Origin of the sequence: Lysinibacillus contaminans (genome assembly GCF_001278945.1) — a bacterium.
GTDB lineage: Bacteria > Bacillota > Bacilli > Bacillales_A > Planococcaceae > Lysinibacillus > Lysinibacillus contaminans.
In genome coordinates this window covers 373,091-398,881 of sequence record NZ_LGRV01000001.1, presented here as the reverse complement: position 1 = coordinate 398,881, position 25,791 = coordinate 373,091, and the positions used below count along the sequence as shown (strand labels likewise).

Here is a 25,791-nt window from a genome sequence, read left to right as displayed (position 1 = left end):
CCTAAATTAACTCCATTCAAAATCTGACGCTTCGCTTTCGCGCAAAAAACATCTGTGACATCCGCCGGAGGCTTTATCTTCATTCAGTTGGTGTTCGACACCCACTAAAAAAGGATGAATCTTCATTTATCTCACCACAAATAGAAGTGGGAGTTTTTTACTGAATAAAGATAAAAGGCGTTTTAACAAAAGGCAGTAATAGTACATACCTTTGTTAAAACGCCTCTAGTTGACTAGCTAGCATTCTATTGCTATTTATTTTAAAATTACTTACTTTACTAATGATTGTGCACTGGTAATGTTTTACCTCATTCAGCAATCACTTTTCTTATTACCAATATATACTACATTACACCAAGTAGTCAACTAGGTTTTGTAAAGTAAATAATAAAAATTTTAAATTCCTTTATTTCATTACTTCTTTTTTCACTGTAATTTATTTTTCAAATTCCTTGTTGACTAATCGGATATATAGGTTTAATGTGGAAATAAGCTTTAACGTGCACTTAAGTGATTTCAAATACTAACGCTGATCAGGCTACCTGAAGGCCATCTACTTAATCCGCTACTATGTGGATTGAGAGATGGCCTTTTGTGTTTCCATGACAAAAAAGGAGAGATCTTTGATGACAAAAAGAAAACCTATTTTCCAAACAATAGCTCTATTATCAGCACTAACACTGGCTTTAACAGGTTGCGGGGTTACTAGTTCTTCTAAAAAAGAAAAAAGCACAGCGGGAAAAAAGGAAGCTGTAGAACTATTAAATGTATCTTATGATCCTACTCGTGAACTATACGAAGAATTTAACAAGGACTTTATTGCTAAATGGAAAGAAGAACAAGGTCAAGATGTTACCATCAACCAGTCGCACGGAGGCTCTGGCAAACAAGGGCGTGCTGTAATTGATGGGTTGGAGGCGGATGTTGTGACACTAGCACTTGCTTATGATATCGATGAAATTTCGCAAACTCGTGAACTATTAAACGAAGACTGGCAAACAGAATTTGAAAACAGCTCTACACCATACACATCTACAATCGTCTTTTTAGTACGTAAAGGGAATCCAAAGGGTATAAAGGATTGGAGTGATTTAACAAAAGATAGTGTATCTGTTATAACACCAAATCCAAAAACATCAGGTGGTGCACGTTGGAATTATTTAGCTGCCTGGGCCTATGCAAAAAAACTCTATTCAAATGACGAGGCAAAAGTGAAAGAATTTATGACCGCACTATATAGCAATGTTGAAGTGTTAGATTCTGGTGCACGTGGTTCAACGACAACATTTGTTGAACGTGAAATTGGTGATGTCCTAATTGCTTGGGAGAACGAGGCGTATTTATCGCTAAATGAGTTAGGGAAAGATGAATTTGAAATCGTGACACCTTCTTTAAGTATTTTAGCGGAACCACCAGTAGCGATTGTCGATAAAATCGTCGATAAAAAGGGAACACGTGAAGTAGCTGAAGCATACTTAAAGCATTTGTATAGCGACAAAGGTCAAGAAATTGCTGCGGCTAATTATTACCGTCCACGGAATGAAGAAGTACTGGCCAAATACAAAGATCAATTCCCTGAGCTTGAGTTAATTTCTATTGAAGATTTTGGCGGATGGACGGAAGCTCAATCAACGCACTTTAATGATGGCGGCACATTCGATGAAATTTATGTACCACATTCATAAGGAGGCCTTTCATGAGTAGCTTGACACTAAAAAAGAAGCCAGCCCGCATTATTCCTGGCTTCCATCTTTCCCTTGGCTATACGATGCTCTATGTTAGCTTACTCGTACTACTGCCACTATCAATGATATTTATAAACACGATGTCTTTAAGTTGGGCAGAATTTATAGCTATTATTAGTGATCCTCGTGCCGTTGCTTCCTATAAGCTAAGCTTTGGCACAGCACTTACAGCAGGTTTGCTCAATGTTGTTTTTGGCACCATTATCGCCTGGGTACTTGTACGTTATAACTTTCCATTCAAACGCATAATAGATGGACTTGTTGATTTACCATTTGCCTTACCAACTGCTGTTGCAGGGATTGCCTTAACGTCCCTGTATGCACCAAACGGCTGGATTGGTCAGTTTTTTGATTTTAAAATTGCCTTCACCCCCCTAGGCATTATTATCGCACTGACTTTTATCGGTCTTCCCTTTGTTGTTCGTACAGTTCAACCTGTTTTACAAAATATTAGCGCTGAGATTGAAGAAGCTTCTGCTAGTCTCGGCGCTACTCGCTTACAAACTTTTACGAAAGTTATATTCCCAGAGCTTGCACCCGCGATTTTAACAGGCTTTTCGCTAGCATTTGCACGAGCACTCGGTGAATATGGCTCGGTCGTTTTTATTGCAGGTAATATGCCGATGAAAACGGAAATTACACCACTGATTATTATGACAAAGCTTGAACAGTATGATTATGCTGGCGCCACTGCTATTGCAACGGTCATGCTCGTTACTTCCTTTGTCTTACTATTTACCATCAATATTATGCAATGGCTGGCGAATCGTCGGTTTGTGCATTAGGAGGCTTTTATGGAACATTCTACACCTATCGAGCAAACGGTTCCTAACAAAGGGGCATCAACTAATAAGCACGCTGCTTTGCAAGAACCGCGATTTGTACGTTATACATTAACCTTTATTGCTCTAGCGTTTTTATTGTTCTTTATCGTACTACCACTCGTTTCTATTTTTATCACGGCATTTCAAAAAGGGGCACAGGTCTATTTCGATTCAATTACCCACCCAGATGCTCTATCTGCCATTAAATTAACCCTGACCGTTGTTGCCATTGCGGTGCCATTAAACGCTATTTTCGGTGTTATGGCCGCATGGGTTCTTACAAAGTTCAATTTCAGAGGAAAAAATCTGTTACTAACAATTGTAGATTTGCCCTTTGCTGTGTCCCCTGTCATTGCAGGTCTTGTCTTTGTCCTATTATTCGGTGCACAGGGCTTATTCGGGGAATGGCTATTTGCCAATGATATTAAAATTATCTTTGCCCTACCAGGCATCGTGCTAGCTACGATTTTCGTGACATTGCCCTTTGTTGCTCGCGAACTCATTCCACTTATGCAAGCTCAGGGAACAACAGAAGAGGAGGCATCTATCTCACTCGGAGCAAGTGGCTTTAAAACGTTTTGGCATGTAACTTTGCCCAATATTAAATGGGGGCTATTTTACGGTCTGATTTTATGTAATGCGCGGGCAATTGGTGAATTCGGTGCTGTGTCTGTTGTTTCTGGCCATATTCGCGGTATGACGAATACAATGCCACTCCATATCGAAATTTTATACAATGAATATCAATTTGCAGCTGCTTTTGCCGTCGCTTCACTTATGAGCGTGTTGGCTATCATAACACTCGTTATTAAAGACATTGTAGATTGGAAATCAAAATCAGTTTAAGTAGGAGGTACTACCCTTTGAGCATTCAAATTCAAAACGTTTCAAAACGTTTCGGTACATTTCAAGCTTTGCAAGATATTTCTATAGACATTCAATCCGGAGAACTCATTGCCCTACTTGGTCCGTCCGGTTCTGGAAAAACCTCATTACTGCGCGTTATTGCAGGGCTCGAAACATCCGATGTCGGAGAAATTTTCTTTGATGGACAGTCGATTACAAATCATCATCCAAAGGAGCGTAATGTCGGGTTTGTATTCCAGCACTATGCATTATTTCGACATATGACGGTATTTGAAAATGTTGCATATGGCCTAAGAGTGAGGCCACGTAAAACAAGACCTTCTAAGGCTGAAATCGAAGCAAAAGTGATGGAGCTACTACGGCTGGTCAAACTAGAAAACTTTGCAGACCGTTACCCAACTCAACTTTCAGGTGGCCAGCGTCAACGTGTTGCACTTGCAAGAGCACTCGCTGTCGAGCCTAAGGTGCTACTGCTAGACGAACCATTCGGCGCACTCGATGCCAAAGTGCGTAAGGAATTACGACGTTGGCTACGAAAACTTCATGATGACTTTCACATTACGAGTATTTTTGTAACTCATGACCAAGAAGAAGCACTGGATGTAGCAGATCGCATCGTCGTGATGAATAACGGAAAAATCGAGCAAATTGGCAGTCCAGATGAAGTTTATACACATCCAAATAGTCCATTCGTGTATGATTTTTTAGGCAACGTCAACCTCTTTAAAGGGCGCTTACATAATGGTAAATTGACACATGGTGAGTTTGCCATTGATGTGCCTGACTCACATGCTCATACGCAGGACGATGCAGTTGGCTACGTCCGTCCACACGATACTCAAATTGAAAAAACAGCTGTAACAGGCACAGTTCCTGTAACAGTAAGTCACATTCATTTACTCGGCCCTATTGTACAAATTGAGTTACGTCGTGAAGATATGGATGAATTTTTAGAAGCCGAACTATCAAAAGAACATTTCCATGTGCTTCAGCTCAACGTTGGTGACCACGTATTTGTGCGACCAAAGCAATTAAAAGTATTTATCCCTGAAGATTTCTCCATTTAAGAAAGCCATGTAGCATCCTCAGCTACATGGCTTCTACTTTTTGGATCAATTCATTTCTTTTTTCTAAGTAGATAGCGCGTAGTTATACAGTACCCAGCACTATTTTCGACACATGGAAGTAGCTCTATTGCTGGCAAAAACAGTCGTTGCTGCAATGACACCTTAAATATTTTTTGAAAGTCATACTGTTGCCAAATACTTTGCCGAACTCAGGAAATTCCCTATGCAAAAACAGGCTGACAATTGTTACATCAGCCTGTTCTACTAAGAATGAGCATACCTATCTCACTTCTTAGTTATTATGAAACTGTCGACCATCATACACCGCTTCCACATAGCCAAGACGGATCACAAAGTCACCGAAATGCTCTCCCTCTAAACGTTCTTTTGCAAAGTGTAGAAGAATAGGACGAAGCTCTGCTAGAATTTCTTCTTCCCCAATGTTCTCGCGGTAAATTTTGTTTAAACGATTGCCTGTAAAGCTCGCACCAAGATATAAATTATACTTACCTGGTCCTTTACCGATAAAGCCAATCTCGCCCATTGCTGCACGTGAACAACCATTTGGACAGCCAGACATACGAATGACGATTTCTGTGTCATGTAGACCCGCTTCATCAATAATTGTATCAATCTTTGTGATGAGTGATGGCAAATAGCGCTCCGCCTCAGCCATAGCCAGGCCACATGTTGGTAAAGATACACAAGCGATCGCATTGCGGCGAAGTGCTGAATAGTACGAACCATCTGTTAGTTTATATTTTTCAATAACAGCATCGATTGTGCGCTTCTTCTGCGACGATACATTACTAATCATTAGATTTTGGTTTGGTGTTAAACGGAAGTCATCTGTATGTACTTTTGCAACTTCTCGTAAACCAGTTAAAAGCTTGTAATCTTCAAAGTCTTTAATACGCCCATTTTCAATGAATAATGTGTAATGCCATTGGCCATCTGCACCTTTGATCCACCCAAATTCATCGCCTGTACGTTCAAACGTAAACGGACGTGCCGGCTGAATTTCCCAACCAAGTCGGCGATGCAACTCCGTATTGAACCATTCAAGACCACGGGCATCAATTGTATATTTAAAACGCGCATTTTTACGCACCGAACGATTACCGTAATCACGTTGAATCGTAATAATTTTCTCTGCTGTTTCGAGTAACTTATCTGGTGTGATAAAACCAAGCATGCGTGCAAGTTGTGGGTACGTTTCATTATCACCATGTGACATTCCCATACCACCACCAACTGCTACGTTAAAACCAATTAGTTTTCCTTCTTCCACAATGGCAATCAGACCAATATCCTGCGAATACACATCGACATCATTACTCGGTGGAATGGCAATACCAATTTTAAATTTACGTGGTAAATATTGCGCACCGTAAATCGGTTCAATCTCTTCGTCTTGGCTATCCATAATCTTTTCACCATCAAGCCAAAGTTCATGGTACGCACGTGTTCTAGGTAATAAATGCTCACTCAACTTTGCTGACCAGTTATAAATTTCTTCGTGCAACGCCGATTGATTTGGATTTACATTACACATTACATTACGATTAACGTCCCCACATGCTGCAAGAGAGTCCAGTAGTATATCGTTAATTTCTTGCATGTATTTTTTGACATTCCATTTTAAAATACCATGAACTTGGAAAGCTTGACGTGTCGTTAACTTCAACGAACCGTTACCATACTTTGTAGCCATTTCATCCATCACTAGCCATTGTGCAGCCGTAGCAGCCCCACCAGGTGTACGAACGCGTACCATGAATTGATAAGCAGGCTCTAGTTTTTGGCGTTGACGCTCATTACGCAGATCACGATCATCCTGTAAGTAACTTCCGTGGAATTTCATCAGGCGATTATCATCTTCTGGAATTCCCGAGCTTAACGGATCATTCATTGTGCGTTCCAATGTACCGCGCAAGTAATTACTTTCTGTTTTAATCCGTTCTACATCACTAGGTGTACCCGTTTGTGGGGGTAAAATAATTTTTTCAGTCATTGTTCTCGCTCCTTTACTTAATAAACGTCACGTTGGTAGCGTTTTTGTTGTTTTAATTCATTCACAAAGGCTTTTGCCTCTTCAGCCGTTTTTTGACCTTGTTGTTCAATAAGTCGATGTATAGTTCGGTCGACATCTGCTGCCATCGTTTTTTCATCACCACATACGTAGATTACTGCACCTTGCTCAAGCCAGTCATAGATAGCTGCGGCATGTTCTTCGATTTTATGTTGGACATATACTTTTTTATCTGTATCACGAGAGAAGGCTACGTCCATTTGAGATAATGTCCCGGATGCTAACCAGCGTTGACAATCTGTTTGGTACAAGTAGTCAGTCATAAAGTGCTGGTCTCCGAAGAATAGCCATGACTTGCTGTTGATACCAAGTTCCTCACGTTCTTCTAAAAATGCTCGATACGGTGCAATCCCTGTACCTGCTCCGATCATAATAATCGGTGTATCCTCTTGTTCAGGCAGTCTGAAATTTTGATTTGGATGAACGTAAATCGATAATGTGTCGCCCACTTGAATGCGCTCGGCAATATTACCCGAACATACACCCTGACGTACTCGGCCATTTGTTTCATAGCTCACCTTACCAATTGTTAAATGCACTTCGTCACTATTGGCCTTTTGACTGCTCGCGATCGAATAGAGACGTGCTGGAATTTTACGTAATAACGTTACAAACTGCTGTGCATCCCATGTAAATGGTGCGAAATCTTCGATAACATCAAGCAAATCACGACCATATATATATTCTTTTCGAGCAGTATCATCTTCAAGTAGTTTAGAAAAATCTTTATGCACCGTGAATGTACTAATTTTTTGTAATAATGGTTTCGATAAAACGGTAATCTCTAGCTTTTTTTGTAATGCTTCTTTTACCGTTAACGACTCATCAAATACTGTTACCTTTTCTTGACCATCAAATTGCAATGATGTTAGTAATGCATCTACTAATGATTCTTCATTTTCTGGCTGAATGCCAATGCTATCCCCAGGTTCAAAACTGAAGTTAGCTCCTTCAATCCCTAGCTCAATATGATACGTTTCTTTGTTTGAGCCACGGCCATTTAAATTGATATTCTCCAGTACCTCGGCAGTAAAAGGATTTTTGCGAGAGTACGTCGATTTCCCTTGTACCACAGTTGTTTGCTCAGGTACTGGTGTATCATTTGTATGCTGGATTAGCTCCTGCTGCACAGATGAGAACCACTGCGTTGCTGGCTCATCATAATCTAAATCACAATCTACACGTGGGGCAATACGAGTTGCTCCTAACTTTGCGAACTGCTCATCAAAGTCCTGCCCTGTTTTGCAGAAAAATTCATATGAACTATCCCCTAATGCCAGTACCGAATAATGAAGGTGATCTAATTTCGGTGCTCGCTTACTGTGTAAAAAGTCGTAAAACTGAATTGCTTGATCTGGTGGTTCACCTTCACCATGCGTACTGACAACGAGTAATAAGTTTGTCGTTTTCTTTAAATTATTCGGCTTGAACTTTGCCAAAGAAGCGATTGTCACCTCTACATCATTTTGCTTTAATGTAGATGCATATTTTTCAGCAAGCCCCTGACTATTTCCTGTTTGCGAGCCATATAAAATGGTTACCGTTTTAGTAACCGGTGTTACAGCTGTCGGTACTTCCTCAACAATCCCATCGATCGTTGCTTGCGGCGCGCTTAAATAACCATTCAACCAAAATTTTTGTTCTACTGTTAATTTAGGAAGAAGCTCATTTAGAAGCTTCACCTGCTCCTCACTAAATGGACTATTAATTACTTGCAGTTTCAAACTTAGCCACCTCACTAATGTTTTATCTAAAAATTATCTTAGACGTATTTTTTCTTTCTTCTCGATTTGTACTACATACGAATTCTGTATAATTAACGTAATGGATCCATGACTCACTGTATTTAAAATTTCCCGGACATTATTTAATGCTAGATTTACATTTTCCTGCTTTTTATCTACCATTATTAATCACCTACTTTTGAAATTATCAATTACGCCTCAGCGTAATTACGTCCAGATTTTGAACTGTGCAAGTGCAAGCACAATTCACTCCTTTCAAAATCTGTAACATCCGCCAATACTTCATGGATTCGTTCCAATAAAACTCGTTTAACATTGTCGTCATATCCTAAGCTTTCACATAAGAAAATGTTCGTTTCCTCATAACCTACTAATCTCTTTGTAATTCCTTGTCTCAATAAACCTGTAAATAATAAATACGGCACAATAAAAACTCGACTTTGCATATGCCTTCCTTGCTGTAGCCACTCTTCAAAAGTAGGACCCGTTCCATATAAGAAGCATGTATCCACCTCTGAATAGTAGTATTTGTCACGCAACCTTGCTGCAATTGTTGCTAAATCTTGTTTAACCGCAGGATCACTACTACCACGTCCAATGAGTAAAACTCGTGCATTTTCATTCGGTACTTGTGTTTCGACGATACGAGCCTGAAGTGTATCAATCAATAACTCATGCACACCTAGCGGCTCTCCGTATGTAAATCGTATGTTTGGAAACAGTGCCTTCGCCTGCTCTACCTCTTCCGGAATATCTTCCTTTGCATGCTTTGCAGCCAATAGTAAAATCGGAACAACCGCAATTGCTGTGGCACCGCGCTGAACACAACTTTCTATACCTTGGGCAATCGTTGGTTGTGCTAACTCTAAAAAGCAGATTTCTTGAATGGCTACGTCAACTTCCTGTTGCACACGTTGAAGAAAAGAAACGGCTTGCTCCACACCAGCCTTTACGCGACTTCCATGTGCGATATATAAAATGGCTTGCATGAAAACACTCCCTATACAGAAATTTCTTTTAACTGTGACTGATGATTCGTTTGCTCAAACCATTGAATTTTTTCACGTAATGCAACAACTTCTCCGACCAATATCATGCTCGGGTTTTGGATATTTTCACGCTGTGCCACGTCTACAATATTCATTAAAGTACCCGTAACTGTTTTTTGTTTAGCAAATGTTCCCCAGTGGACAAGAGCTACTGGTGTTTGTTCGTCGCGCCCATGTTTAAGCAGTTGCTGACGGATATACGGAAGATTACCAACCCCCATATAAATCGCAATCGTATCGATACCTTTCGCTAGACTTTCCCACTGAATCGAATCGTCCTTTCCTTCTCGCATATGCCCCGTGACAATCGCAAAGCTTGAACTCAAGTCACGATGTGTTACAGGAATTCCAGCATACGCTGGTGCTGCTATACCAGATGTAATCCCTGGTACAATTTCAAATGGAATCCCATGCTCTGCAAGTACCTCTGCTTCTTCGGCCCCTCTTCCGAAGACAAATGGGTCACCTCCCTTTAATCTTGTGACAACAAACCCTTGCTGTGCATAGTGCACAAGTGACTGATTGATATTCTCCTGAATCATGACATGGCGATTTGGTAACTTGCCACAAAAAATCAGTTTGGCATCCTTTTTTGCATACGCTAATAAATCTTCATTAATGAGTCGGTCATACAAAATGACATCCGCAGACTCAATACAACGCAATCCCTTTACTGTTATGAGATCCACATCGCCAGGGCCTGCACCGACTATATAAACTAATCCCATACATTCACACTCCTTTTAGCCTCATATATAACCTTATTTTTCAACTTGAAGCGAGGCCATCCATCTTCTCTAGAAGGAAAAAAAGAGACTCCCACTATGCGCAAAGGCAAAGAAATGCCTGCGAATAATAAGAGCCTCTAGTTATCTAGTCAGCCGAGTTATTTTGAATCCTTAGTAATATACTAAGAATAATATACAATTTAGTATATTCTGTCAACAGTTGATTTACCACAATAAAAATTTTACAAAAAAATTACCCATTCAGTCACCGATACTACTGGTGACTGAATGGGTAACTATTTTAGAAATGCGTTATTCACACTTGCATCAATTTTCTCGTACAGCAAATATTCCTTAATACGGTCTACGGTACGGCGAAAATGGCGGCCCCGGTTGATAATATGGTGGTCGTTGTGGATAATGATGATAATTCGGATAGTTCGGGTAATTTTGATAGTACGGATATCGATTGAATTGTTGACCTAGAAAACTGCCTAAAAATCCGCCAGCAAACGGCACACCAAATGGTAATAAGAAGCCTCCTGGATATCCAAACATAGGTAGCTATTACCTCCCTTTTTACTCTATCGTATGAAAGAAGGTACATATACCGCGTGTAAATCGCCTACCTTATTTTTCTCCCCCTAAACGTTGAATAAAGCCTGCTAATGTGCGCACCATTACACCTGTACCACCTTTAGGTCCTAAATCATGCGCTGAAGTAGCGTCTGATGTCCCTGCAATATCTAAGTGAATCCACGGTGTATCCCCTACAAATTCACCAACAAATCCGCCGCCGAAAATCATGTGACCATCTCGACCTGGTGAGTTATTTAGATCTGCTAAATCAGATTTACGAATACGTTTTTTGTCACTTTCTGTTAACGGCATCAGCCATACAAATTCATCAGTTTCCTTTGCCGCTTCCATAAACTCAGCAAAGAAGGCATCATTATTAGAAAGTGCACCGGTTTTATCCATTCCTAGTGCTGTAATAACGCCACCTGTTAATGTGGCAATGTCAATCACTGATGTTGCACCTTGTTGTTTTGCATACGTCATAGCATCTGCAAGCACTAAACGGCCTTCCGCATCTGTATTTAAAACTTCCACAGTTTTACCACTGTACGTTGTAATGACATCATCTGGTTTAAACGCCATGCTTGATACCATATTATCCGTTGAGCCAATAACAGCTACGACGTTTTTCTTTGGACGTAATTCACCGATAATTTTCATGGCACCAAGTACTGCTGCAGCACCACCCATATCACCTTTCATGCCTACCATTGAAGCTGGTGGTTTCAATGAGTAACCACCTGTATCGTATGTGACCCCTTTACCTACAAGGCCGATTGGATCTGCAAAATCTTCAGTCGCTTTATATTTTAGTGTAATAAGACGTGGTTCTTCCGTTGAGCCTTGGTTGACGCTTAAAATTCCGCCCATACCAAGTTCCTCTAATTGTGCCTTATCTAAAATCTCTACTTCAAATCCATATTTTTTCGCCAGAGCCTCTGCATAATTCGCTAAGTCTGTAGCAGTTAAAAGATTAGGTGGTAAATTAATTAAGCTACGTGCTTCATTCACAGCATCCGCATAGATGACACCGACTTCAAAGCTTGCAACAACTGCATCTAAATCTGCTGCCGCTGTCACAAGATACACATCGTCAATGCGCGTATCTATTTCATTCGATGTTGTTTTATAATGAGGAATTGAATAATACCCAAGACCAATACCTTCACCTGCTAAAGATGCCGCATCTGTTATATCTATATCTTTCGTTGTAAATGATTCCAGCCAAATTGAATAGTTCTTCACTTTAAGCGCCTTCAGCTCTTTTCCAACTAAGCCAAATGTTGCGCGTAAATCCTCTTTTGTTAATGTTTTTTGATCGCCAAGACCTACAAATAGAACACGTTTAAGTGCCATGTGCTCTTTAATGAAAGGTAATTTCGTTAGTTTTTTAAGCCCAGTTGATACATCGCCTGCAAAAATCCAAGACTCAATAGCTTCTCCATAAAATGATGAAAAACTTGCCCAATCATGCATTTGTTCACGATGTTTTTGTACTCCTACTATGAGTAACTCCGTAGAAACCGTTTCAAATGTTTTTTCCTCTTTTACTATGCGCATGTAAAATCCCCCAATCATTGTTCCTTATTATAACAAAATTATGAAAATGGTCGTAAAATTCTGCTCCACCTTTTTTTAGAAAATAACGAATGTTATAATACAAGTAATTCTACATGAAGGTTGTGATGACAATGAGCTTACTCCAAAACACTCCTTTACTTGTTGCCCTCTTCTCGGTTATTTTCGCACAATTTGTTAAAATTCCGATTCACTTTTTAATGACACGACAAGTGAATTTCGGACTGTTCACCTCAACTGGTGGAATGCCTAGTTCACACTCTGCGTCCGTAACTGGACTGACAACTGCTATTGCCTACGAAACAGGGTTGGATTCTCCCATTTTTGCAGTTGCTGCAATGTTCTCCTTTATCGTGATGTATGATGCAAGTGGGGTGCGCTTTCAAGCGGGCCAGCATGCCGTGATTTTAAATCAGCTACGTAAAGATTTCCAAACACTCATAAAAGATTTAAAAGATTGGCCTAAACTGGGGGATGAGGAGAAGCTTGAAGAGTTAAAAACATTGCTTGGGCATAAGCGAAGCGAAGTATTTTTTGGCGCATTGACAGGAATTTTTATAGCGGTCATTACTTATGAATTTTTACTATAAAAAAGTACTCACTCATCTTAAAGAAAAAGGCTGTTTTCATATAGTTTGTTGCTCTCTTGAAAATGCAGATTAGGGGTAATAATGCGGTATCAAGAATGCCAATAGCCAACATAAATAAATCAACAAGACAACTCATATCATCTATATGAGAGGATGATTATTTTTAAAAGCCTATTAGAAAATATCAGCTTGTTAGAAAATATTTTTGAAATATCTATTGCAGTCCTACTCTTATGTTCATTTTTTTCTGTTAGACTTCTAAAAAAAATTAGACGAGAAAGAAAACTTTCTTCCTTTGAAAATGCTATGTATTTTATAATTCGAATTGCAATTTTTTTATGGTTAGTTAGTTTTCTTCTTATTGAATTTGGAGCATATTTGATTTAATCCATATTATCTTACTAGAGCAACAATTGTTGAGATAATAGCCAAGAAAAAAACAGTGTAACGATTGTGATTATCGTTACACTGTTTTCTATTGGCTAGAACATACGATAGCCATTTTTTCTTAAAATAATCATCACAATACCCGCGACAATCGCACCCGCAAAACCACCTGTTAAAATTACAATATCTACTATTGGTAGCGCCTGCAACTTATCTAACAGTGCTGGGAATGCTGAGCCAGGTTTAAAAATATAATCTAAAAAGCTTACATCATCGACAATAAAGACAACAACGATTGGATACACAACCGCCATTAACCACGTCATTCGTAGTAACATATTCAATAAGAATCCGATACCGAAAAACATGACGAAAAATAACACAATCGAAATGATTAACTGTACTAATGAAACTGAACCACCCATGTATGTATAACCTCCGTTTTCCTTTAACTAGTCTACATGATACAAGCTGTACTTTCAATGAACATGTCCTTGATTTCACTAGTTTTCCATAATTATATAAAAATCAAAAAGCAACCGAAAACTCGGATTTCAAAAGCTCGATATTAGTATTTTAAGTTTAAAGAGATAATGTCCCAGTAATCTCTATCACCTTATTTTTTAAAGAATAATTTATAGGACGAATAACCAAAAACATCACCCGGATTAATGCCATTAATCATTTCTAACTGATGCTTTTCAAATTGATTGGACACCATTTCTTTTAACAAAACAGATGTCATTTCATCTTGCATAAGCTCCTGCGGAAACAGCCACTTTGATTCAAGCAACTCATCTTCCTGGATATATAATAGTTGCTCTTCATCTTTCATTCGGCAATAAAAGATGGCCATATTATCGCTAATTCCCTCGCGAATAACGCCTGAGCGAAAACCGATCAATCCAGATACAAAACAATCAATGCCTGTCTCTTCTTTTATCTCTCGCATAACTGCTTCATCAACAGTTTCTCCTCCATTAACAAAACCAGCTGGTAAAGACCAACGCCCTTTTAATCCACTATAGGCTTTTTTCACGACAAGCCATTGACCAAGTCCATTGACAACTACGCCAGCTACCCCTAACCAAACTTTCCCTCTTTCTTTTCTCATATACCTTCACCTCTATATAAATAGTATAACTTTTCAGTCCCTATACTTAGAAGGTTAAATTCAAAATTTTAGGATTAATAAACGTAAAGCAAACTTTTTTATCTATAAAAAAGGAGAGGCTGACTCAAAAGTATAATCCATACTTTTGAGTCAGCCTCTCCTTATAAAATTGCTAATTAAATCAACTTGAATTTCCCTTTTTTTGCAACTAAGCTTGGACCACCGATTAAATATAATGCACGGTTATCGATGATTTTTTTCAATGCTGATGCTGATTTACCTTTAAACTTGCGTCCAAGTGCATCACCAATCGCATCATCATGACCAAGTGAGCAAACTGAACCTTTTAATTCCGGTATGAATTCAATCGTTTCCTCACCGTTAATCAAATGCACGATATTTTTAGCGACCACAACTGTTTGTTGCATCGCAATTTGAGCAGTTGGAGGATACGGACGACCGGCTTCTTCATTGATTAAGAACGCGCAATCTCCGACGACAAATACCTCATCAAATCCAGGTGCGCGCATATCTTTCTCCACACGTACTCGCGCGCGATTATTTTCAATGCCTGATGTTTCGATTAAATGATTCCCTCTTATACCAGCAGCCCATACAACTGTTTTCGCCTTCACAAATTCAAACTCATCTTCAGCCACTTTAATCTTCACGCCGTCTGGAGTCGCTTCGACGATAGGCGTACCAATTGAAAACTCAATACCTTTTTTGTTTAGCTGTGCCACAGCATATTCTACTAGCTCTGGATCAAAGCCAGGTAATACCATTGGCGCTGCTTCCACACACAAGATACGTACCTTTTCTTGCGGAACGTTAAATTCCTTGCACAGAGTTGGTACACGATTTCCAAGCTCGCCTAAAAACTCAATACCTGTAAAACCTGCACCGCCAACAATGAATGTAAGCTTACTATCATCTTTTTCATCATCTAAAGACCAACTCGCAAACTGGTACTCAATATGCTCGCGTACACCGCGTGCAGCATGTAAGTTTGCTAGTGATAAAGCATACTTGTCTAAACCAGGGATACCAAATGTTTCACCTTCAAATCCGAGACCAATGACTAAATAATCGTACGTCATGTCGCCATCAGAAGTGATCACTTTTTTCTCCTGTACGTTGATTTGCTGTACAGTTGCCTTCACAAATGAAACCTTACTTCGGTTTACAACATTTGAAATATCGTATCGTACTTTCGATGCATCAATCGTGCCAGCAGCCGCTTCATGTAACCATGTCGTTTCATAATGATAATCATTTTTGTTTACTAACACGATGTCTGCATCATTTACACCTAATTGTTTCTGTAAATTCACTACCGTCGTGAGCCCACCGTAGCCAGCACCTAATACTAAAATTGTACGTCTATTCATCGACATCCGAACCACCTTTATTTTCTAGTGCTACTAAAATGCTTCGTTTTTTTCGCGCTAGTTGGATATTTTGAAAAACATAACCATTAAATAGTAACTATTATTTTTTTACAACTATCTTGTAAAGGAAATTATGCCTCTAAATGCTCCATTTCCCAATCAAGTTTTAATATATTTTTAAGAGCCGTTACCTGTTCTTCTCCAATGGTATTGACTAGCTGCTGTTCAATCTCAGCCTTTAAAAGTTCGTTTTTTTCATAGCAAACTTCACCAAACTTCGTCATACGAATTGCTTTATGTTTTTTACTATGTTCGACATTACTGACCTGTACCAACCCTTTTTCTTCCAGCCTTTTTATAAACTTATGGGTTGCTTGTCGAGAAAAATCCACACTTTTTGTTACATCTGAAATAGTTGGTTGCTTTTTATAAATTCTCGCCAGAATATACCATTCTGAATTGGAAATATAAATATCATTGTTTTCATTCCACTTATCTTCAGCAAGTCGATGAAGTATAACGTGACGTTCATTCAACAAATCAATCACATCTAGATTCTGCAATTCGACCTTCAACTAGTCCACCTTCATTCCATATTTTTCGTACCAACTATACAAAAAAATATGCCAAACGTCAACTTAGTTGACAAAACACACCCAAATGCTTTACAATTAGATTAGTCAACTAAGTTGACAATATTGTTTGATGGAGGGACCTCACATGTACAATGTTGGCGATGTGGTCATTTATGCAGCACATGGTCTTTGTTCTATTGAAGATATCTGTGAACAAACCTATAGTGACATTACACAAACCTACTACGTTTTGCAACCACTAAATGATTCAAAATTAACAATTCGTACCCCTACTGACAATGCTAAAAAACAGATAAGAGACATCATCGATAAAGAAGAAGCAACAAAGATTTTACATTCGTTTACTTCTCCTGGTGTTGAATGGCTCGAACAAAATACACATCGTTTGAAATTTCATGTAGAAATCATTAAATCTGGCGATAGACAAAAGCAAGCCAGCCTCTTAAATACATTAATGCGTAAAAAGCAAGAATATCTATCTATGGAAAAAAAATTTCCGCAACAAGAAGAAAAGGTACTTCAATCTTTGCAGGAAATGATATTTTCAGAGTTCTCCATTGCACTCGAAAAACCATCTGAAGAAATTTATGAATATGTTTTAGCACAGATTCACTAAATAACTCCCTGCGAGTACATAAAGAAGCCACCACTATTTTTCAAATAATGGTGGCTTCTTTCATATTCAATCAGTCGCAAACTTCTGGTGTACCTTCACGTTTTACCGCTTTAAAGCTTGATCCACAGCCACATGAAGCAATGGCATTTGGATTATCTATTGTGAATCCTCCGCCCATTAGCGATTGTTTGTAGTCAATTTTCGTTCCCGTTAAAATAGGCGCATCTTCACGGGTAACAAGAACAGTCAAACCATGTTGCACATCTTCCAAATCATCATCCATTTTTTCTTTATCAAAATGCATACCATATGAAAGACCGCTACATCCCCCACCTTTAACAACCACACGTAAAAAAGAACCTTGTTCTTCATTATGCTCCATCATTTCATGAATACGAAAGACGGCTGCCTCTGTTACTTCTACTACTTGTTGTAAACTTGTCAACCCAATCACCTTCTTTCTTATCAATATCATATCAATTTTGACTATCGAAAGGCAATCATTCGGCTTGTCATCTATATTTATAGTAGGTATCCATTTCACTTTCCATTATTTAGTCATTTATATTCATGCTTCTCAAATTATAGTTGGTATAATAGTTATATTAACATCTATGAAAGAGGTATAAAATATGGAGATTTCACCATACTATGAAAAAAACATTCAATGTATAAACTGTAAAAAAGAATTTCCCTCGCTAAAAGTACGCTCAAAATTCATCAAAGTCGAACATACCGAAAGCGATTTCCAACCGATTTATGCCGATGATGTCAATGCACTTTACTATAATGTATTCGTCTGTGAACATTGTGGCTTCTCATTTACCGAAGATTTCACAAAATATTTTGCACCAGGCGTACAAGATAATATTCGCTCACAAATTACAGAAAAATGGGTGCATCATGATTTCAAAGGTGAACGTACAGTCTTTCAAGCTATCCAAGTATACAAATTAGCATTTATCTGTGGCCAAATTAAAAAAGAAAAATTCGTCGCAACAGCAGGTCTTGCACTTCGCTTAGGTTGGCTTTACCGCTCATTAGATAATGAGGGACAAGAGCAACGGTTCCTTACCATTTCTCGTGACCATTATATGGAATCTTACTCAAACGAGGATTACAGCTCTACACAAATGTCGGATGTACGTATTATGTATATGATTGCAGAATTATCACGACGTATCAACGATTTAGAAAATGCGACACGTTTCTTTTCAAAAGTGATTGAAAAACAAAACATCAGTGGTGAAGCAAAGATTATCGATATGGCTAAAGAACAATGGGCAATTATTCGAGAAGAGAAAGCTCGTCAAGTATAGTTCCACAAAAAAAGTTCTAGCCGTTTAGTCAGCTAGAACCTTTGATTTATAAGTACAATTAGAATACTTGCTCTACTTCAATAATACCTGGTACTTCTTCTAGTAATGCACGTTCGATACCTGCTTTAAGTGTGATTGTAGAACTTGGACAGCTACCACACGCACCTAATAAACGTAATTTTACAATACCATCTTCTACATCTACTAATTCGCAATCCCCACCATCGCGTAGTAAGAATGGACGTAATTTATCTAATACTTCTTGAACTTGGTCGTTAATTGTTGCTTCTGCCATTTATCTCGACTCCTTTCCTTATAATGATTATAATGTTAGCAACAGAAAAAATCCAATATAGAATCACGAGGAGTGGAAATCTATGAAACATATCAAACCATCCATTGAAATTTACGGGACGGCGGTTATTTGTGCCAGCTGTGTCAATGCACCATCTTCTAAAGATACATACGAGTGGCTACAGGCTGCTATTGATCGCAAATATCCAAACCAGGCATATGATATTCGTTATGTCGATATCGAAGGTCCAATTGAGAATGAACGCGATGCAGACTATGCGACACGCATTCAAGATGATGAATTTTTCTACCCTCTCGTACTTATTAATGATGAAGTAGTCGGTGAAGGCTATGTGCAATTAAAACCGATTTTCACTTCACTTGAAAATTTAGGCTTCACACCTGATGAAACTGTTTAACAATAGTATATGTAAAAGGGAGACTGCTAACCACAGTCTCCCTTTTCTATTATCTATGTGCTAGGTTCAAGCTCTCCAATTTGCCTAGATACACTAGGACAAACTGCTATAAAGATAAGAGGTCCTTTTAGCACATCTATTTATTAATCATTTTGATATTTATACATCCAAAGTAAACCCGATTTCATCAAACGTGCAATACGACCTGTTACCGTTGTATCCGCTAAGTATGCAAAACCTTGCTTTTTACCAAGTGAGCCCATAAAGCCTTTTAATTTTATATCTGGCATTTTTTCTGGTAAGTGCTCACCTTTCCAGCGCATACGGAGTACTTTGACGATGTGTTCTGCTTGTTCTTCTGCAAGTTGTGCACTTGGCGCAAACGTAGAAGAAGCACAGTCTCCAACAACATATACATGCTCATCATCTAGAACATTAAAGTACTGTGTCACAATAGGGCGACCTTGACGATCTTTTTCCACGTCTAAATCGCGAACAATTTTCACTGGTTGCACACCAGCTGTCCAAACCAACGCATCCAATGGAATCTCCTCTTCGTGATTAAAAATTTTACCTGGTTCAACTTTTGTAATATTCGATTCTGCAATAACATCGACGTTGTGTTTGATGAACCATTCTTTCACGTATTTACTTAGCTTCTCTGGGAAGTCTTTTAAAATACGTTGTCCACGGTCAAATAATTTTATATTCAAATCTGCACGACTTTCACGTAACTCACTAGCAAGCTCTATACCACTTAGTCCAGCACCAACAATACCAACCGTAGAGCCTGATGGTAAGCCGCAAAGTGCATTAAATGTTTGACGTGACTTAGCAATTGTCTGAATACTAAGCGAGTGCTCTTCCGCCCCTGGCACGCCGTGGAATTTATCCTCACAGCCAAGCCCTATAACTAAATCATCATAATCTATACGTTGTCCGTCTTCTAAAATAACCACTTTTTCTTCGCGATTAATTTCGATCACTTCACCGTAAATAGCTGTTAAGCGTTCATGTTCGGGGAAACTCACACGAATTTCTTTATCTGTTGATGTCCCTGCTGCTAATGCGTAAAATTCTGTTTTTAAACTATGGAAAGGTGCTCTGTCTACCAGCACGATCTCCGTGTCTAATGGTAAATTATTCGGTAATAGACGAAGCATGACACGCATATTGCCATAGCCGCCACCTAAAAGTACTAATTTTCCCATGATAATCTCCTTTAATATGTATAATTATAATCGTTCACAAAGTATCCACAATTGAGTATAACCGATTGTGAGAACTTTCACAATATGTTTTTGTGAAAGTTTTCACAAATTCATTCGTTGACGTAGGTTTCAAAACCGAGTAGCATAACAAAGGTGAGGTGACACGTATGAATCCAATGGTTGAATTTTGTATAAGTAACTTAGCAAATGGCTCGCAAGAAGCGTATGAAATACTTGAACGCGACCCAAATATCGACGTTTTAGAATATGGCTGTCTTAGCTATTGTACAAAATGTTCAGAATCCTTTTACGCTGTTGTCAATGGTGACCTAGTAGAAGCAGATTCGCCTGCCGAGCTAACGAAAGCGATTTATCAATATATTGATGAAAATCCTTTATGGTAATTTATTAACAAACAGAATGAATGCTAAACATAGAAACGGTTGTCACATTTCATACGTGACAACCGTTTCATATATTATTCATCTAATAATGTTTGTAATAAATAAGTCGGTTGAAGTTCTTTTTCTCGAACGATCGCTGTCGTTGTCACGCCGGTATTGACATGAATTGTATCGCAACCGAAACGAATGCCACACATGATATCCGTGTCATAATTATCCCCAATCATTACTAAATCACTTTTTTCAAAGCCGTGATCTTTCGCAATTACCTCAAGCATGGCAGGCGACGGTTTTCCCATATAAAGTGGTTCAACACCTGCTACTTCTCCTACCAAGCGTGCAAATGAGCCATTTCCCGGCACAAACCCGTGCTCTGTTGGAAATTTAATATCCTGATTTGTCGCGATAAACGTTGCACCATTTTGTACAGCAATCGTTGCTTTTGCGAGTGCCATATAGTTAAGTGTACGGTCGATGCCCATAACAAATACATCCGGCTCATCTTCTGTAATGGCTATACCTTCATTAGATAATGCCATACGAAGACCATCAGAACCCATCATCGCCACTTTTTTACCAATATAATTCGCAGCAATATACTTTGCTGTTACTAGTGCACTCGAATAGATATGTTCTAACGGAGCCTCAATGTCAATAGCTCGTAAAGCTAATTGTAATTGCTCTCGCGTTTTCGAAGAATTATTTGTAACATAAAAAGGTTCAATACCAACTTCTTGCAAGCCGTGAATAAATGTTATCGCAGAAGGAATTGCTTCTTTTCCACGATAAACTGTGCCATCCAAGTCAAAACAATATGCCTTATAGGTTTTCATTTAGAAGCCTCTGGTAAAAATGCTGAAACTGGACCTAATTCATTTGTTAAGTAATCTCTCACAGCTGGTGAAAATTGCTTTAATGTTGGTAGGCACTCTGTTAACACACGGACAACCTCATTAATGTCTACATATGCAAATTCGCGGACAAGCATTTTACGTAAACCGACAACTGCTTTTAACGGCGCTTCCATGTTAGCGGTTACAACTTTTTCATCGACTAAAATATCAATAATATCCTCATAACTACCTGGATCACGCATAATGAAGCCATCAATCATCAGATTGCCAACATCCATCATTGACTCCATAACATTATGACCAATACGCTCAATTGCTAGTTTTGATATGTCGTTTTGTAGCCAATTATTCTCTGACTCCAAAATAGCAAGTAGTCCATCTAAGTACTGTAAATTTTCTGTGATTTTATTACGATCTACAAAATACACAAGGTATGCCCCCATTCAAATCAATTAAAGTTGATAGTCTTTTCCCTTCTATAGTACCATAACAATAGAACTGGAAGGTGATTAAAAGATGGAACGTTTTTTCTTATATGATGATGTAGAAGATACAAAAACTCGCTTCGTAAGCTTTGCTGGTGAAAAGTTACGCTATGATTTAGCGATTCTACAATCTGGCCGTTTCTTCGGTAAAGTACTTGTTATGGATATTCAATTTGGCCGCTTCGCCATTATCGGACCCGATGATGTTGAAGAACCAGGCTATCTCGAGCACGTATACAACCGCTCAGAGGAAGAAACTGTAGAGTTGCGTGAATATTTACGCGAAATACTAAGTTAATAGTCTAAAAAACATCCTTATCGTTAACGATATAGGGTGTTTTTTGTGTAAACTAGTTTTATCATCCTAGTTATGGTTATTGTCGCCAATAATTCGAAATTTATCACCCATAAATATAAATTTATTGACATACACAAAAAACCTGATGCAAAAATCTCATCAGGTTTAAATTTTTCATTCTGCCATTTCTACTACAGGCTCCGTCACTTCGGTGTTTGCTACTTCTGTTTTTTCTGGTTGTTGTATAACTCTCCCGACTTTTCGTAAGACAAAATAAGCGCAGCCAAAGTTACAGTACTCATATAAGTAATCCTGTAACGTGCTAATTTTTGTATCAAAAGTGGACTTTTGATTTTTATCTTCAAAAAATCCTTTTAGACGCAATTGATTATAGCCCCAATCGCCAACTATATAATCATATTTTGCTAAAATATCTGAATAACGTTCCTTCAATACTTCTTCTTGGAAAGCTTCGCGGTAATCATTAACAAGTTCGTATTCATATCCTTCAATACTAATCAAAGTGACACCACCTTTCTATTTTAATCTTCTCATTACATGTCAGCTTGCATCTGGCGTTCTTTAGTTGCTGCATTTACCTGCTCATCTGCGTGATAGCTACTACGTACTAAAGGACCTGCTTCACAATGCTTAAAACCTTTTTCCATTGCTATTTTACGCAGCTTGCCAAACTCTAATGGTGAATAATATTTTTTTACAACTAAATGCTTTTTCGTTGGCTGTAAATATTGACCGATTGTCATAATATCTACGTTATTTGCACGTAAGTCATCCATAACCTCTAAAATCTCTTCATGTGTTTCGCCTAAACCGATCATTAACGAGGATTTTGTTGGAATCGTAGGTTGCATTTCTTTTGCTAAACGTAAAAACTCTAATGATCGGTCGTATTTAGCACGCGCACGAACTCTTGGTGTTAAACGACGTACCGTTTCTATATTATGATTCAAAATATCCGGTTTTGCATCCATTAACAACTGAAGATTTTCCTTGATGCCACCAAGATCAGAAGGTAGCACTTCAACTGAAGTTAGTGGACTTTTACGGCGAATCGCACGAACTGTTTCTGCTAAAACTTCCGAACCGCCATCTTTTAAATCATCACGAGCTACCATTGTAATTACAACATGCTTTAAGTTCATAATGGCAACTGAATCTGCTACTCGCTCAGGTTCTGCAAGGTCTAGTTCATTTGGTAAGCCTGTTTTCACAGCACAAAAACGACAAGCACGTGTACAGACTGATCCTAAAATCATCATCGTTGCTGTACGACGTTCACCCCAGCACTCATGAATATTTGGACAGCGTGCTTCTTCGCAAACTGTATTTAAGTTTTTTTCTCGCATGAGCTTCTTAAGCCCTTTATATTCATCGTTTGTATTTAGTTTAATTTTTAGCCAATCTGGTTTTCGCAAATGTTCTTCTTTTTCAGTGCTTGTAGGTTTACAAGATGTCATACAAATATCGCCCCTATCGAGTATTAGTACATATTAAAAAGTCATCACTGTTGTCAATGTATCATATTACACGCACTGCAACAACTAGGATTTACTTTTCCACCAAACATTTCTATTCCATCTTTATAGGCACCTCAAGCGATGGCTGAGGCGCATCACTACCATTCGTATAAATATTTGGTACCGGCCCTCTCGTCAAACCCATTGCCACTGGAAAACTCTGTTTAACCGTGGCAGACTTACTTGCAAAAGGCACAATAATTTGTACGTTTACTTCCAAATTAATCCATACCTCTACAAACGCACTATTAATACCAAATTCTTTAATATTTGATGTCACATTACTATGCACATTACCAATGATATGAAAGCGAATCGGAATTTTCGGGCCTAAATTGCCGAGTAAGGGCAGATTTGCTGCTTGCCCGAGCGGCACAAAAAACACAATCCCGTCACCCTCTTCGATTTTCCCAACATCATATTCAACATTTTCTAACTCTGGTAATTGAGTTAAATCACCTTGCTCAGCCTGCGCTAAATAATTTTTTACTAAACCCTGCGTTTCCGCTTGTACCCGATTTATAATGTCTGTATTAAATCTTACTGTAACCGTTTCCGCCGAGCCAACAGGTAATTCTTCAATAATATCATTGACATCTAAGACACTCGACGTACGAGAACTAATAGCTTCATTGACAACATAAGAAGCAATTTTATTTGTTTGTACTTGGGCATACTCTAAATAAGTTGGCATAAGTCGCTCGTTTAATACATACAAGAATAAGAGAATACATAAAATAAGACTTACGAGAAAAATCGTTAGACGATTTGAAGCTTTACTTTTTCTACTATTTTTTCTTAATTTCATCCTTTTTCGAGGGAAATACAAAAAAATCTCCTCCTGTTCCATAACGTATGAACAGGAAGAGCCAATTATTCAAGATGAGCTGTAATGTTGTAATCTGTTTCTACCTTTTCGATAAAAATAGTTGGAAAATCCCCCAGATTAATTTCGTATGTAGCCGTTACTAGTTCATTATTTTCTTCAAAAATACGAATCCTTGGCATGCTCGGGTTAAGCTTTTCTTGTTTCGATACAATACCTCGACGACCATCAGACAATTTTATAATTGCTCCATTTGGATAATGAACGACAGCCTTTTTTAAGGCATTGACGATTCTTGGATCGTAAATTGTCCCCGAGCCTGATTCAACAATCGCTAAACCCTGTGATGGTAGCATCTTTTCACGATACACTCGATTCGTCGTTACCGCGTCAAAGACATCTGCAACACCAATAATCTTCGCAAACGGATGAATTTCGAAATCTACTAATCCACGTGGATATCCACTACCATCAATGCGCTCATGATGTTGGAATGCACAATGCGCCACTAATAATGAAATAGAATGTAAATTTCGCAATACATCGAACCCATAACGTGTATGCATTTTCATGGTTTCAAACTCGTCATGCGTTAAACGTCCTGGCTTCGTTATAATATCCTTTGGCACCATAATTTTACCGATATCATGCAATAACGCCCCGATACCAATCAAACGTATATCTTCTGAAGAGTGCCCTAACTCTTTGGCAATGGCAATCGAATACAATGTCACTTGAAATGAATGTTGATATAAGTACTCATCAAACAAATACGCATCTGTCAATACCGTTAATATCTCTTTATTTCCTGTCACCGCTAACAGCAATTCGTCAACAATAGAGACAATTGCCTTCGATTGTTTATCAAGCACATAAGATGCACTTTCCACACTTAATCCATTTAATGATTGGAAAGAGTTTTTAATAGTTGAGATAGTTTTATTTCGAACAATTGAAGGTACTGTATCCTCCACCTCAATCCCCTTCGAAATCTCATCATCAATATATAAATAATGCGTATGTAATTGTTGAAGTCTGAGAATAATGCGCTCGTTAATGACTACACCCTTTTTCAAAAGGGGATGTCCCGCTTCATTCCAAATGGTTCTTCCTAATACCATTCCCTCTTTTAATACATCGATTGAAATTAATCGCATGACCTCTTCCCCAATCCA

The 25,791-nt window shown here is 38.5% G+C and carries 31 protein-coding genes; 11 read left to right on the top strand and 20 right to left on the bottom strand.

Going from position 1 to position 25,791, the window contains the following annotated elements; genetic code table 11:
* The first annotated feature begins 626 nt into the window (after positions 1-626).
* From AEA09_RS01980 to AEA09_RS01965, 4 genes are read left to right on the top strand one after another with little or no spacing between them, the layout of a single operon-like run.
* Positions 627-1,685, top strand: a complete 1,059-nt coding sequence (locus tag AEA09_RS01980) for a sulfate ABC transporter substrate-binding protein (protein WP_053582243.1) — start codon at positions 627-629, stop codon at positions 1,683-1,685.
* Positions 1,686-1,696: 11 nt separating this feature from the next.
* Entirely contained in the window at positions 1,697-2,530 is an 834-nt protein-coding gene (gene cysT, locus AEA09_RS01975) for a sulfate ABC transporter permease subunit CysT (protein WP_053582242.1), read from the top strand.
* A 9-nt stretch (positions 2,531-2,539) separates the two neighbouring features.
* Positions 2,540-3,415: a sulfate ABC transporter permease subunit CysW gene (cysW, locus tag AEA09_RS01970; RefSeq protein WP_053582241.1), complete on the top strand. Its 876-nt coding sequence runs from the start codon at positions 2,540-2,542 to the stop codon at positions 3,413-3,415.
* A 17-nt stretch (positions 3,416-3,432) separates the two neighbouring features.
* Complete coding sequence (locus tag AEA09_RS01965; RefSeq protein WP_053582240.1) at positions 3,433-4,503, top strand: sulfate/molybdate ABC transporter ATP-binding protein; 1,071 nt, start codon at positions 3,433-3,435, stop codon at positions 4,501-4,503.
* Between the two features lie 292 nt (positions 4,504-4,795).
* Here the strand turns inward: AEA09_RS01965 and cysI are convergent, their stop codons facing one another.
* The 7 genes from cysI to AEA09_RS01935 form a co-directional block, all read right to left on the bottom strand.
* Complete coding sequence (gene cysI / locus AEA09_RS01960) at positions 4,796-6,517, bottom strand: assimilatory sulfite reductase (NADPH) hemoprotein subunit (RefSeq protein ID WP_053582239.1); 1,722 nt, start codon at positions 6,515-6,517, stop codon at positions 4,796-4,798.
* Between the two features lie 17 nt (positions 6,518-6,534).
* On the bottom strand, positions 6,535-8,319 hold the full coding sequence (locus tag AEA09_RS01955; protein ID WP_053582238.1) for an assimilatory sulfite reductase (NADPH) flavoprotein subunit: 1,785 nt from the start codon (positions 8,317-8,319) through the stop codon (positions 6,535-6,537).
* Between the two features lie 33 nt (positions 8,320-8,352).
* Positions 8,353-8,502 carry a YezD family protein gene (locus tag AEA09_RS19405; protein ID WP_082332533.1) on the bottom strand — a complete coding sequence of 50 codons (150 nt, stop codon included), beginning with the start codon at positions 8,500-8,502 and terminating at the stop codon, positions 8,353-8,355.
* A 29-nt stretch (positions 8,503-8,531) separates the two neighbouring features.
* Positions 8,532-9,329, bottom strand: a complete 798-nt coding sequence (locus AEA09_RS01950) for a sirohydrochlorin chelatase (protein ID WP_082332532.1) — start codon at positions 9,327-9,329, stop codon at positions 8,532-8,534.
* Positions 9,330-9,340: 11 nt separating this feature from the next.
* Positions 9,341-10,117, bottom strand: a complete 777-nt coding sequence (gene cobA, locus AEA09_RS01945; RefSeq protein ID WP_053582237.1) for a uroporphyrinogen-III C-methyltransferase — start codon at positions 10,115-10,117, stop codon at positions 9,341-9,343.
* Positions 10,118-10,471: 354 nt separating this feature from the next.
* Positions 10,472-10,675, bottom strand: a complete 204-nt coding sequence (locus AEA09_RS01940) for a hypothetical protein (protein ID WP_053582236.1) — start codon at positions 10,673-10,675, stop codon at positions 10,472-10,474.
* 72 nt (positions 10,676-10,747) lie between these two features.
* Positions 10,748-12,256: a leucyl aminopeptidase gene (locus AEA09_RS01935; RefSeq protein ID WP_053582235.1), complete on the bottom strand. Its 1,509-nt coding sequence runs from the start codon at positions 12,254-12,256 to the stop codon at positions 10,748-10,750.
* A gap of 125 nt (positions 12,257-12,381) precedes the next feature.
* On the opposite strand from AEA09_RS01935, the gene AEA09_RS01930 reads away from it, so the two are divergent.
* A complete protein-coding gene (locus AEA09_RS01930) occupies positions 12,382-12,864 on the top strand; it encodes a divergent PAP2 family protein (RefSeq protein WP_053582234.1) in 483 nt (160 codons plus the stop codon).
* 159 nt (positions 12,865-13,023) lie between these two features.
* A complete protein-coding gene (locus AEA09_RS20185) occupies positions 13,024-13,251 on the top strand; it encodes a hypothetical protein (protein ID WP_082332537.1) in 228 nt (75 codons plus the stop codon).
* Positions 13,252-13,346: 95 nt separating this feature from the next.
* Here AEA09_RS20185 and AEA09_RS01925 read toward each other — a convergent pair whose 3' ends face one another.
* The 4 genes from AEA09_RS01925 to AEA09_RS01910 form a co-directional block, all read right to left on the bottom strand.
* Positions 13,347-13,676 (bottom strand): YuiB family protein, encoded by a 330-nt coding sequence (locus AEA09_RS01925; protein ID WP_053582233.1) that lies wholly within the window; start codon positions 13,674-13,676, stop codon positions 13,347-13,349.
* A gap of 191 nt (positions 13,677-13,867) precedes the next feature.
* Positions 13,868-14,365, bottom strand: a complete 498-nt coding sequence (locus AEA09_RS01920) for an NUDIX domain-containing protein (RefSeq protein ID WP_053582232.1) — start codon at positions 14,363-14,365, stop codon at positions 13,868-13,870.
* A 176-nt stretch (positions 14,366-14,541) separates the two neighbouring features.
* Positions 14,542-15,756: an NAD(P)/FAD-dependent oxidoreductase gene (locus tag AEA09_RS01915; protein ID WP_053582231.1), complete on the bottom strand. Its 1,215-nt coding sequence runs from the start codon at positions 15,754-15,756 to the stop codon at positions 14,542-14,544.
* 131 nt (positions 15,757-15,887) lie between these two features.
* A complete protein-coding gene (locus AEA09_RS01910; protein ID WP_053582230.1) occupies positions 15,888-16,331 on the bottom strand; it encodes a MarR family winged helix-turn-helix transcriptional regulator in 444 nt (147 codons plus the stop codon).
* A 145-nt stretch (positions 16,332-16,476) separates the two neighbouring features.
* Here AEA09_RS01910 and AEA09_RS01905 point away from each other — a divergent pair, with 145 nt between their 5' ends.
* Complete coding sequence (locus tag AEA09_RS01905; protein ID WP_053582229.1) at positions 16,477-16,968, top strand: CarD family transcriptional regulator; 492 nt, start codon at positions 16,477-16,479, stop codon at positions 16,966-16,968.
* Positions 16,969-17,038: 70 nt separating this feature from the next.
* Here the strand turns inward: AEA09_RS01905 and AEA09_RS01900 are convergent, their stop codons facing one another.
* Positions 17,039-17,443: a HesB/IscA family protein gene (locus AEA09_RS01900; protein ID WP_053582228.1), complete on the bottom strand. Its 405-nt coding sequence runs from the start codon at positions 17,441-17,443 to the stop codon at positions 17,039-17,041.
* Between the two features lie 157 nt (positions 17,444-17,600).
* Between AEA09_RS01900 and AEA09_RS01895 the strand changes: the two genes are divergently transcribed.
* Positions 17,601-18,287: a DUF2225 domain-containing protein gene (locus AEA09_RS01895; protein ID WP_053582227.1), complete on the top strand. Its 687-nt coding sequence runs from the start codon at positions 17,601-17,603 to the stop codon at positions 18,285-18,287.
* 58 nt (positions 18,288-18,345) lie between these two features.
* Here AEA09_RS01895 and AEA09_RS01890 read toward each other — a convergent pair whose 3' ends face one another.
* Complete coding sequence (locus tag AEA09_RS01890) at positions 18,346-18,582, bottom strand: NifU family protein (RefSeq protein WP_010857481.1); 237 nt, start codon at positions 18,580-18,582, stop codon at positions 18,346-18,348.
* 82 nt (positions 18,583-18,664) lie between these two features.
* Here AEA09_RS01890 and AEA09_RS01885 point away from each other — a divergent pair, with 82 nt between their 5' ends.
* Positions 18,665-19,000, top strand: coding sequence for a YuzD family protein (locus tag AEA09_RS01885; RefSeq protein ID WP_053582226.1), 336 nt, complete (start codon positions 18,665-18,667; stop codon positions 18,998-19,000).
* Positions 19,001-19,143: 143 nt separating this feature from the next.
* On the opposite strand, the gene AEA09_RS01880 is transcribed toward AEA09_RS01885, so the two are convergent.
* Positions 19,144-20,211, bottom strand: coding sequence for an NAD(P)/FAD-dependent oxidoreductase (locus tag AEA09_RS01880; RefSeq protein WP_053582225.1), 1,068 nt, complete (start codon positions 20,209-20,211; stop codon positions 19,144-19,146).
* A gap of 167 nt (positions 20,212-20,378) precedes the next feature.
* Between AEA09_RS01880 and AEA09_RS01875 the strand changes: the two genes are divergently transcribed.
* Positions 20,379-20,615 carry a YuzB family protein gene (locus tag AEA09_RS01875; protein ID WP_053582224.1) on the top strand — a complete coding sequence of 79 codons (237 nt, stop codon included), beginning with the start codon at positions 20,379-20,381 and terminating at the stop codon, positions 20,613-20,615.
* A gap of 74 nt (positions 20,616-20,689) precedes the next feature.
* Here AEA09_RS01875 and AEA09_RS01870 read toward each other — a convergent pair whose 3' ends face one another.
* Positions 20,690-21,448, bottom strand: coding sequence for a TIGR01457 family HAD-type hydrolase (locus tag AEA09_RS01870; RefSeq protein ID WP_053582223.1), 759 nt, complete (start codon positions 21,446-21,448; stop codon positions 20,690-20,692).
* Entirely contained in the window at positions 21,445-21,897 is a 453-nt protein-coding gene (locus AEA09_RS01865; protein WP_053582222.1) for a DUF86 domain-containing protein, read from the bottom strand. Before AEA09_RS01865 ends, AEA09_RS01870 begins: the two co-directional genes overlap by 4 nt.
* A gap of 88 nt (positions 21,898-21,985) precedes the next feature.
* Between AEA09_RS01865 and AEA09_RS01860 the strand changes: the two genes are divergently transcribed.
* The gene (locus tag AEA09_RS01860) at positions 21,986-22,252 is read left to right on the top strand and encodes a DUF3055 domain-containing protein (RefSeq protein ID WP_053582221.1); all 267 of its coding nucleotides are present in this window, start codon (positions 21,986-21,988) and stop codon (positions 22,250-22,252) included.
* Positions 22,253-22,426: 174 nt separating this feature from the next.
* Here AEA09_RS01860 and AEA09_RS01855 read toward each other — a convergent pair whose 3' ends face one another.
* The 4 genes from AEA09_RS01855 to AEA09_RS01840 form a co-directional block, all read right to left on the bottom strand.
* Positions 22,427-22,774 (bottom strand): YutD family protein, encoded by a 348-nt coding sequence (locus tag AEA09_RS01855; protein ID WP_053582220.1) that lies wholly within the window; start codon positions 22,772-22,774, stop codon positions 22,427-22,429.
* 32 nt (positions 22,775-22,806) lie between these two features.
* Complete coding sequence (gene lipA / locus AEA09_RS01850; RefSeq protein WP_053582219.1) at positions 22,807-23,730, bottom strand: lipoyl synthase; 924 nt, start codon at positions 23,728-23,730, stop codon at positions 22,807-22,809.
* 112 nt (positions 23,731-23,842) lie between these two features.
* A complete protein-coding gene (yunB, locus tag AEA09_RS01845; RefSeq protein WP_211263217.1) occupies positions 23,843-24,640 on the bottom strand; it encodes a sporulation protein YunB in 798 nt (265 codons plus the stop codon).
* A gap of 23 nt (positions 24,641-24,663) precedes the next feature.
* Positions 24,664-25,773, bottom strand: a complete 1,110-nt coding sequence (locus AEA09_RS01840; protein WP_053582218.1) for an HD-GYP domain-containing protein — start codon at positions 25,771-25,773, stop codon at positions 24,664-24,666.
* Positions 25,774-25,791 lie beyond the last annotated feature (18 nt).

Excerpts from the sequence above, each read along its gene's own strand:
- lipA (WP_053582219.1), bottom strand. The coding sequence starts at position 23,730 with ATGACATCTTGTAAACCTACAAGCACTGAAAAAGAAGAACATTTGCGA.
- AEA09_RS01840 (WP_053582218.1), bottom strand. The coding sequence starts at position 25,773 with ATGCGATTAATTTCAATCGATGTATTAAAAGAGGGAATGGTATTAGGA.
- AEA09_RS01930 (WP_053582234.1), top strand. The coding sequence starts at position 12,382 with ATGACAATGAGCTTACTCCAAAACACTCCTTTACTTGTTGCCCTCTTC.
- AEA09_RS01950 (WP_082332532.1), bottom strand. The coding sequence starts at position 9,329 with ATGCAAGCCATTTTATATATCGCACATGGAAGTCGCGTAAAGGCTGGT.
- AEA09_RS01935 (WP_053582235.1), bottom strand. The coding sequence starts at position 12,256 with ATGCGCATAGTAAAAGAGGAAAAAACATTTGAAACGGTTTCTACGGAG.
- AEA09_RS01870 (WP_053582223.1), bottom strand. The coding sequence starts at position 21,448 with ATGAAAACCTATAAGGCATATTGTTTTGACTTGGATGGCACAGTTTAT.
- AEA09_RS01895 (WP_053582227.1), top strand. The coding sequence starts at position 17,601 with ATGGAGATTTCACCATACTATGAAAAAAACATTCAATGTATAAACTGT.
- cobA (WP_053582237.1), bottom strand. The coding sequence starts at position 10,117 with ATGGGATTAGTTTATATAGTCGGTGCAGGCCCTGGCGATGTGGATCTC.
- AEA09_RS01890 (WP_010857481.1), bottom strand. The coding sequence starts at position 18,582 with ATGGCAGAAGCAACAATTAACGACCAAGTTCAAGAAGTATTAGATAAA.
- cysI (WP_053582239.1), bottom strand. The coding sequence starts at position 6,517 with ATGACTGAAAAAATTATTTTACCCCCACAAACGGGTACACCTAGTGAT.
- AEA09_RS01940 (WP_053582236.1), bottom strand. The coding sequence starts at position 10,675 with ATGTTTGGATATCCAGGAGGCTTCTTATTACCATTTGGTGTGCCGTTT.
- AEA09_RS01885 (WP_053582226.1), top strand. The coding sequence starts at position 18,665 with ATGAAACATATCAAACCATCCATTGAAATTTACGGGACGGCGGTTATT.
- AEA09_RS01915 (WP_053582231.1), bottom strand. The coding sequence starts at position 15,756 with ATGAATAGACGTACAATTTTAGTATTAGGTGCTGGCTACGGTGGGCTC.
- AEA09_RS01860 (WP_053582221.1), top strand. The coding sequence starts at position 21,986 with ATGGAACGTTTTTTCTTATATGATGATGTAGAAGATACAAAAACTCGC.
- AEA09_RS01920 (WP_053582232.1), bottom strand. The coding sequence starts at position 14,365 with ATGAGAAAAGAAAGAGGGAAAGTTTGGTTAGGGGTAGCTGGCGTAGTT.
- AEA09_RS01980 (WP_053582243.1), top strand. The coding sequence starts at position 627 with ATGACAAAAAGAAAACCTATTTTCCAAACAATAGCTCTATTATCAGCA.
- AEA09_RS01875 (WP_053582224.1), top strand. The coding sequence starts at position 20,379 with ATGAATCCAATGGTTGAATTTTGTATAAGTAACTTAGCAAATGGCTCG.
- cysW (WP_053582241.1), top strand. The coding sequence starts at position 2,540 with ATGGAACATTCTACACCTATCGAGCAAACGGTTCCTAACAAAGGGGCA.
- AEA09_RS01925 (WP_053582233.1), bottom strand. The coding sequence starts at position 13,676 with ATGGGTGGTTCAGTTTCATTAGTACAGTTAATCATTTCGATTGTGTTA.
- AEA09_RS01900 (WP_053582228.1), bottom strand. The coding sequence starts at position 17,443 with ATGATATTGATAAGAAAGAAGGTGATTGGGTTGACAAGTTTACAACAA.
- AEA09_RS01905 (WP_053582229.1), top strand. The coding sequence starts at position 16,477 with ATGTACAATGTTGGCGATGTGGTCATTTATGCAGCACATGGTCTTTGT.
- yunB (WP_211263217.1), bottom strand. The coding sequence starts at position 24,640 with ATGGAACAGGAGGAGATTTTTTTGTATTTCCCTCGAAAAAGGATGAAA.
- AEA09_RS01880 (WP_053582225.1), bottom strand. The coding sequence starts at position 20,211 with ATGGGAAAATTAGTACTTTTAGGTGGCGGCTATGGCAATATGCGTGTC.
- AEA09_RS19405 (WP_082332533.1), bottom strand. The coding sequence starts at position 8,502 with ATGGTAGATAAAAAGCAGGAAAATGTAAATCTAGCATTAAATAATGTC.
- cysT (WP_053582242.1), top strand. The coding sequence starts at position 1,697 with ATGAGTAGCTTGACACTAAAAAAGAAGCCAGCCCGCATTATTCCTGGC.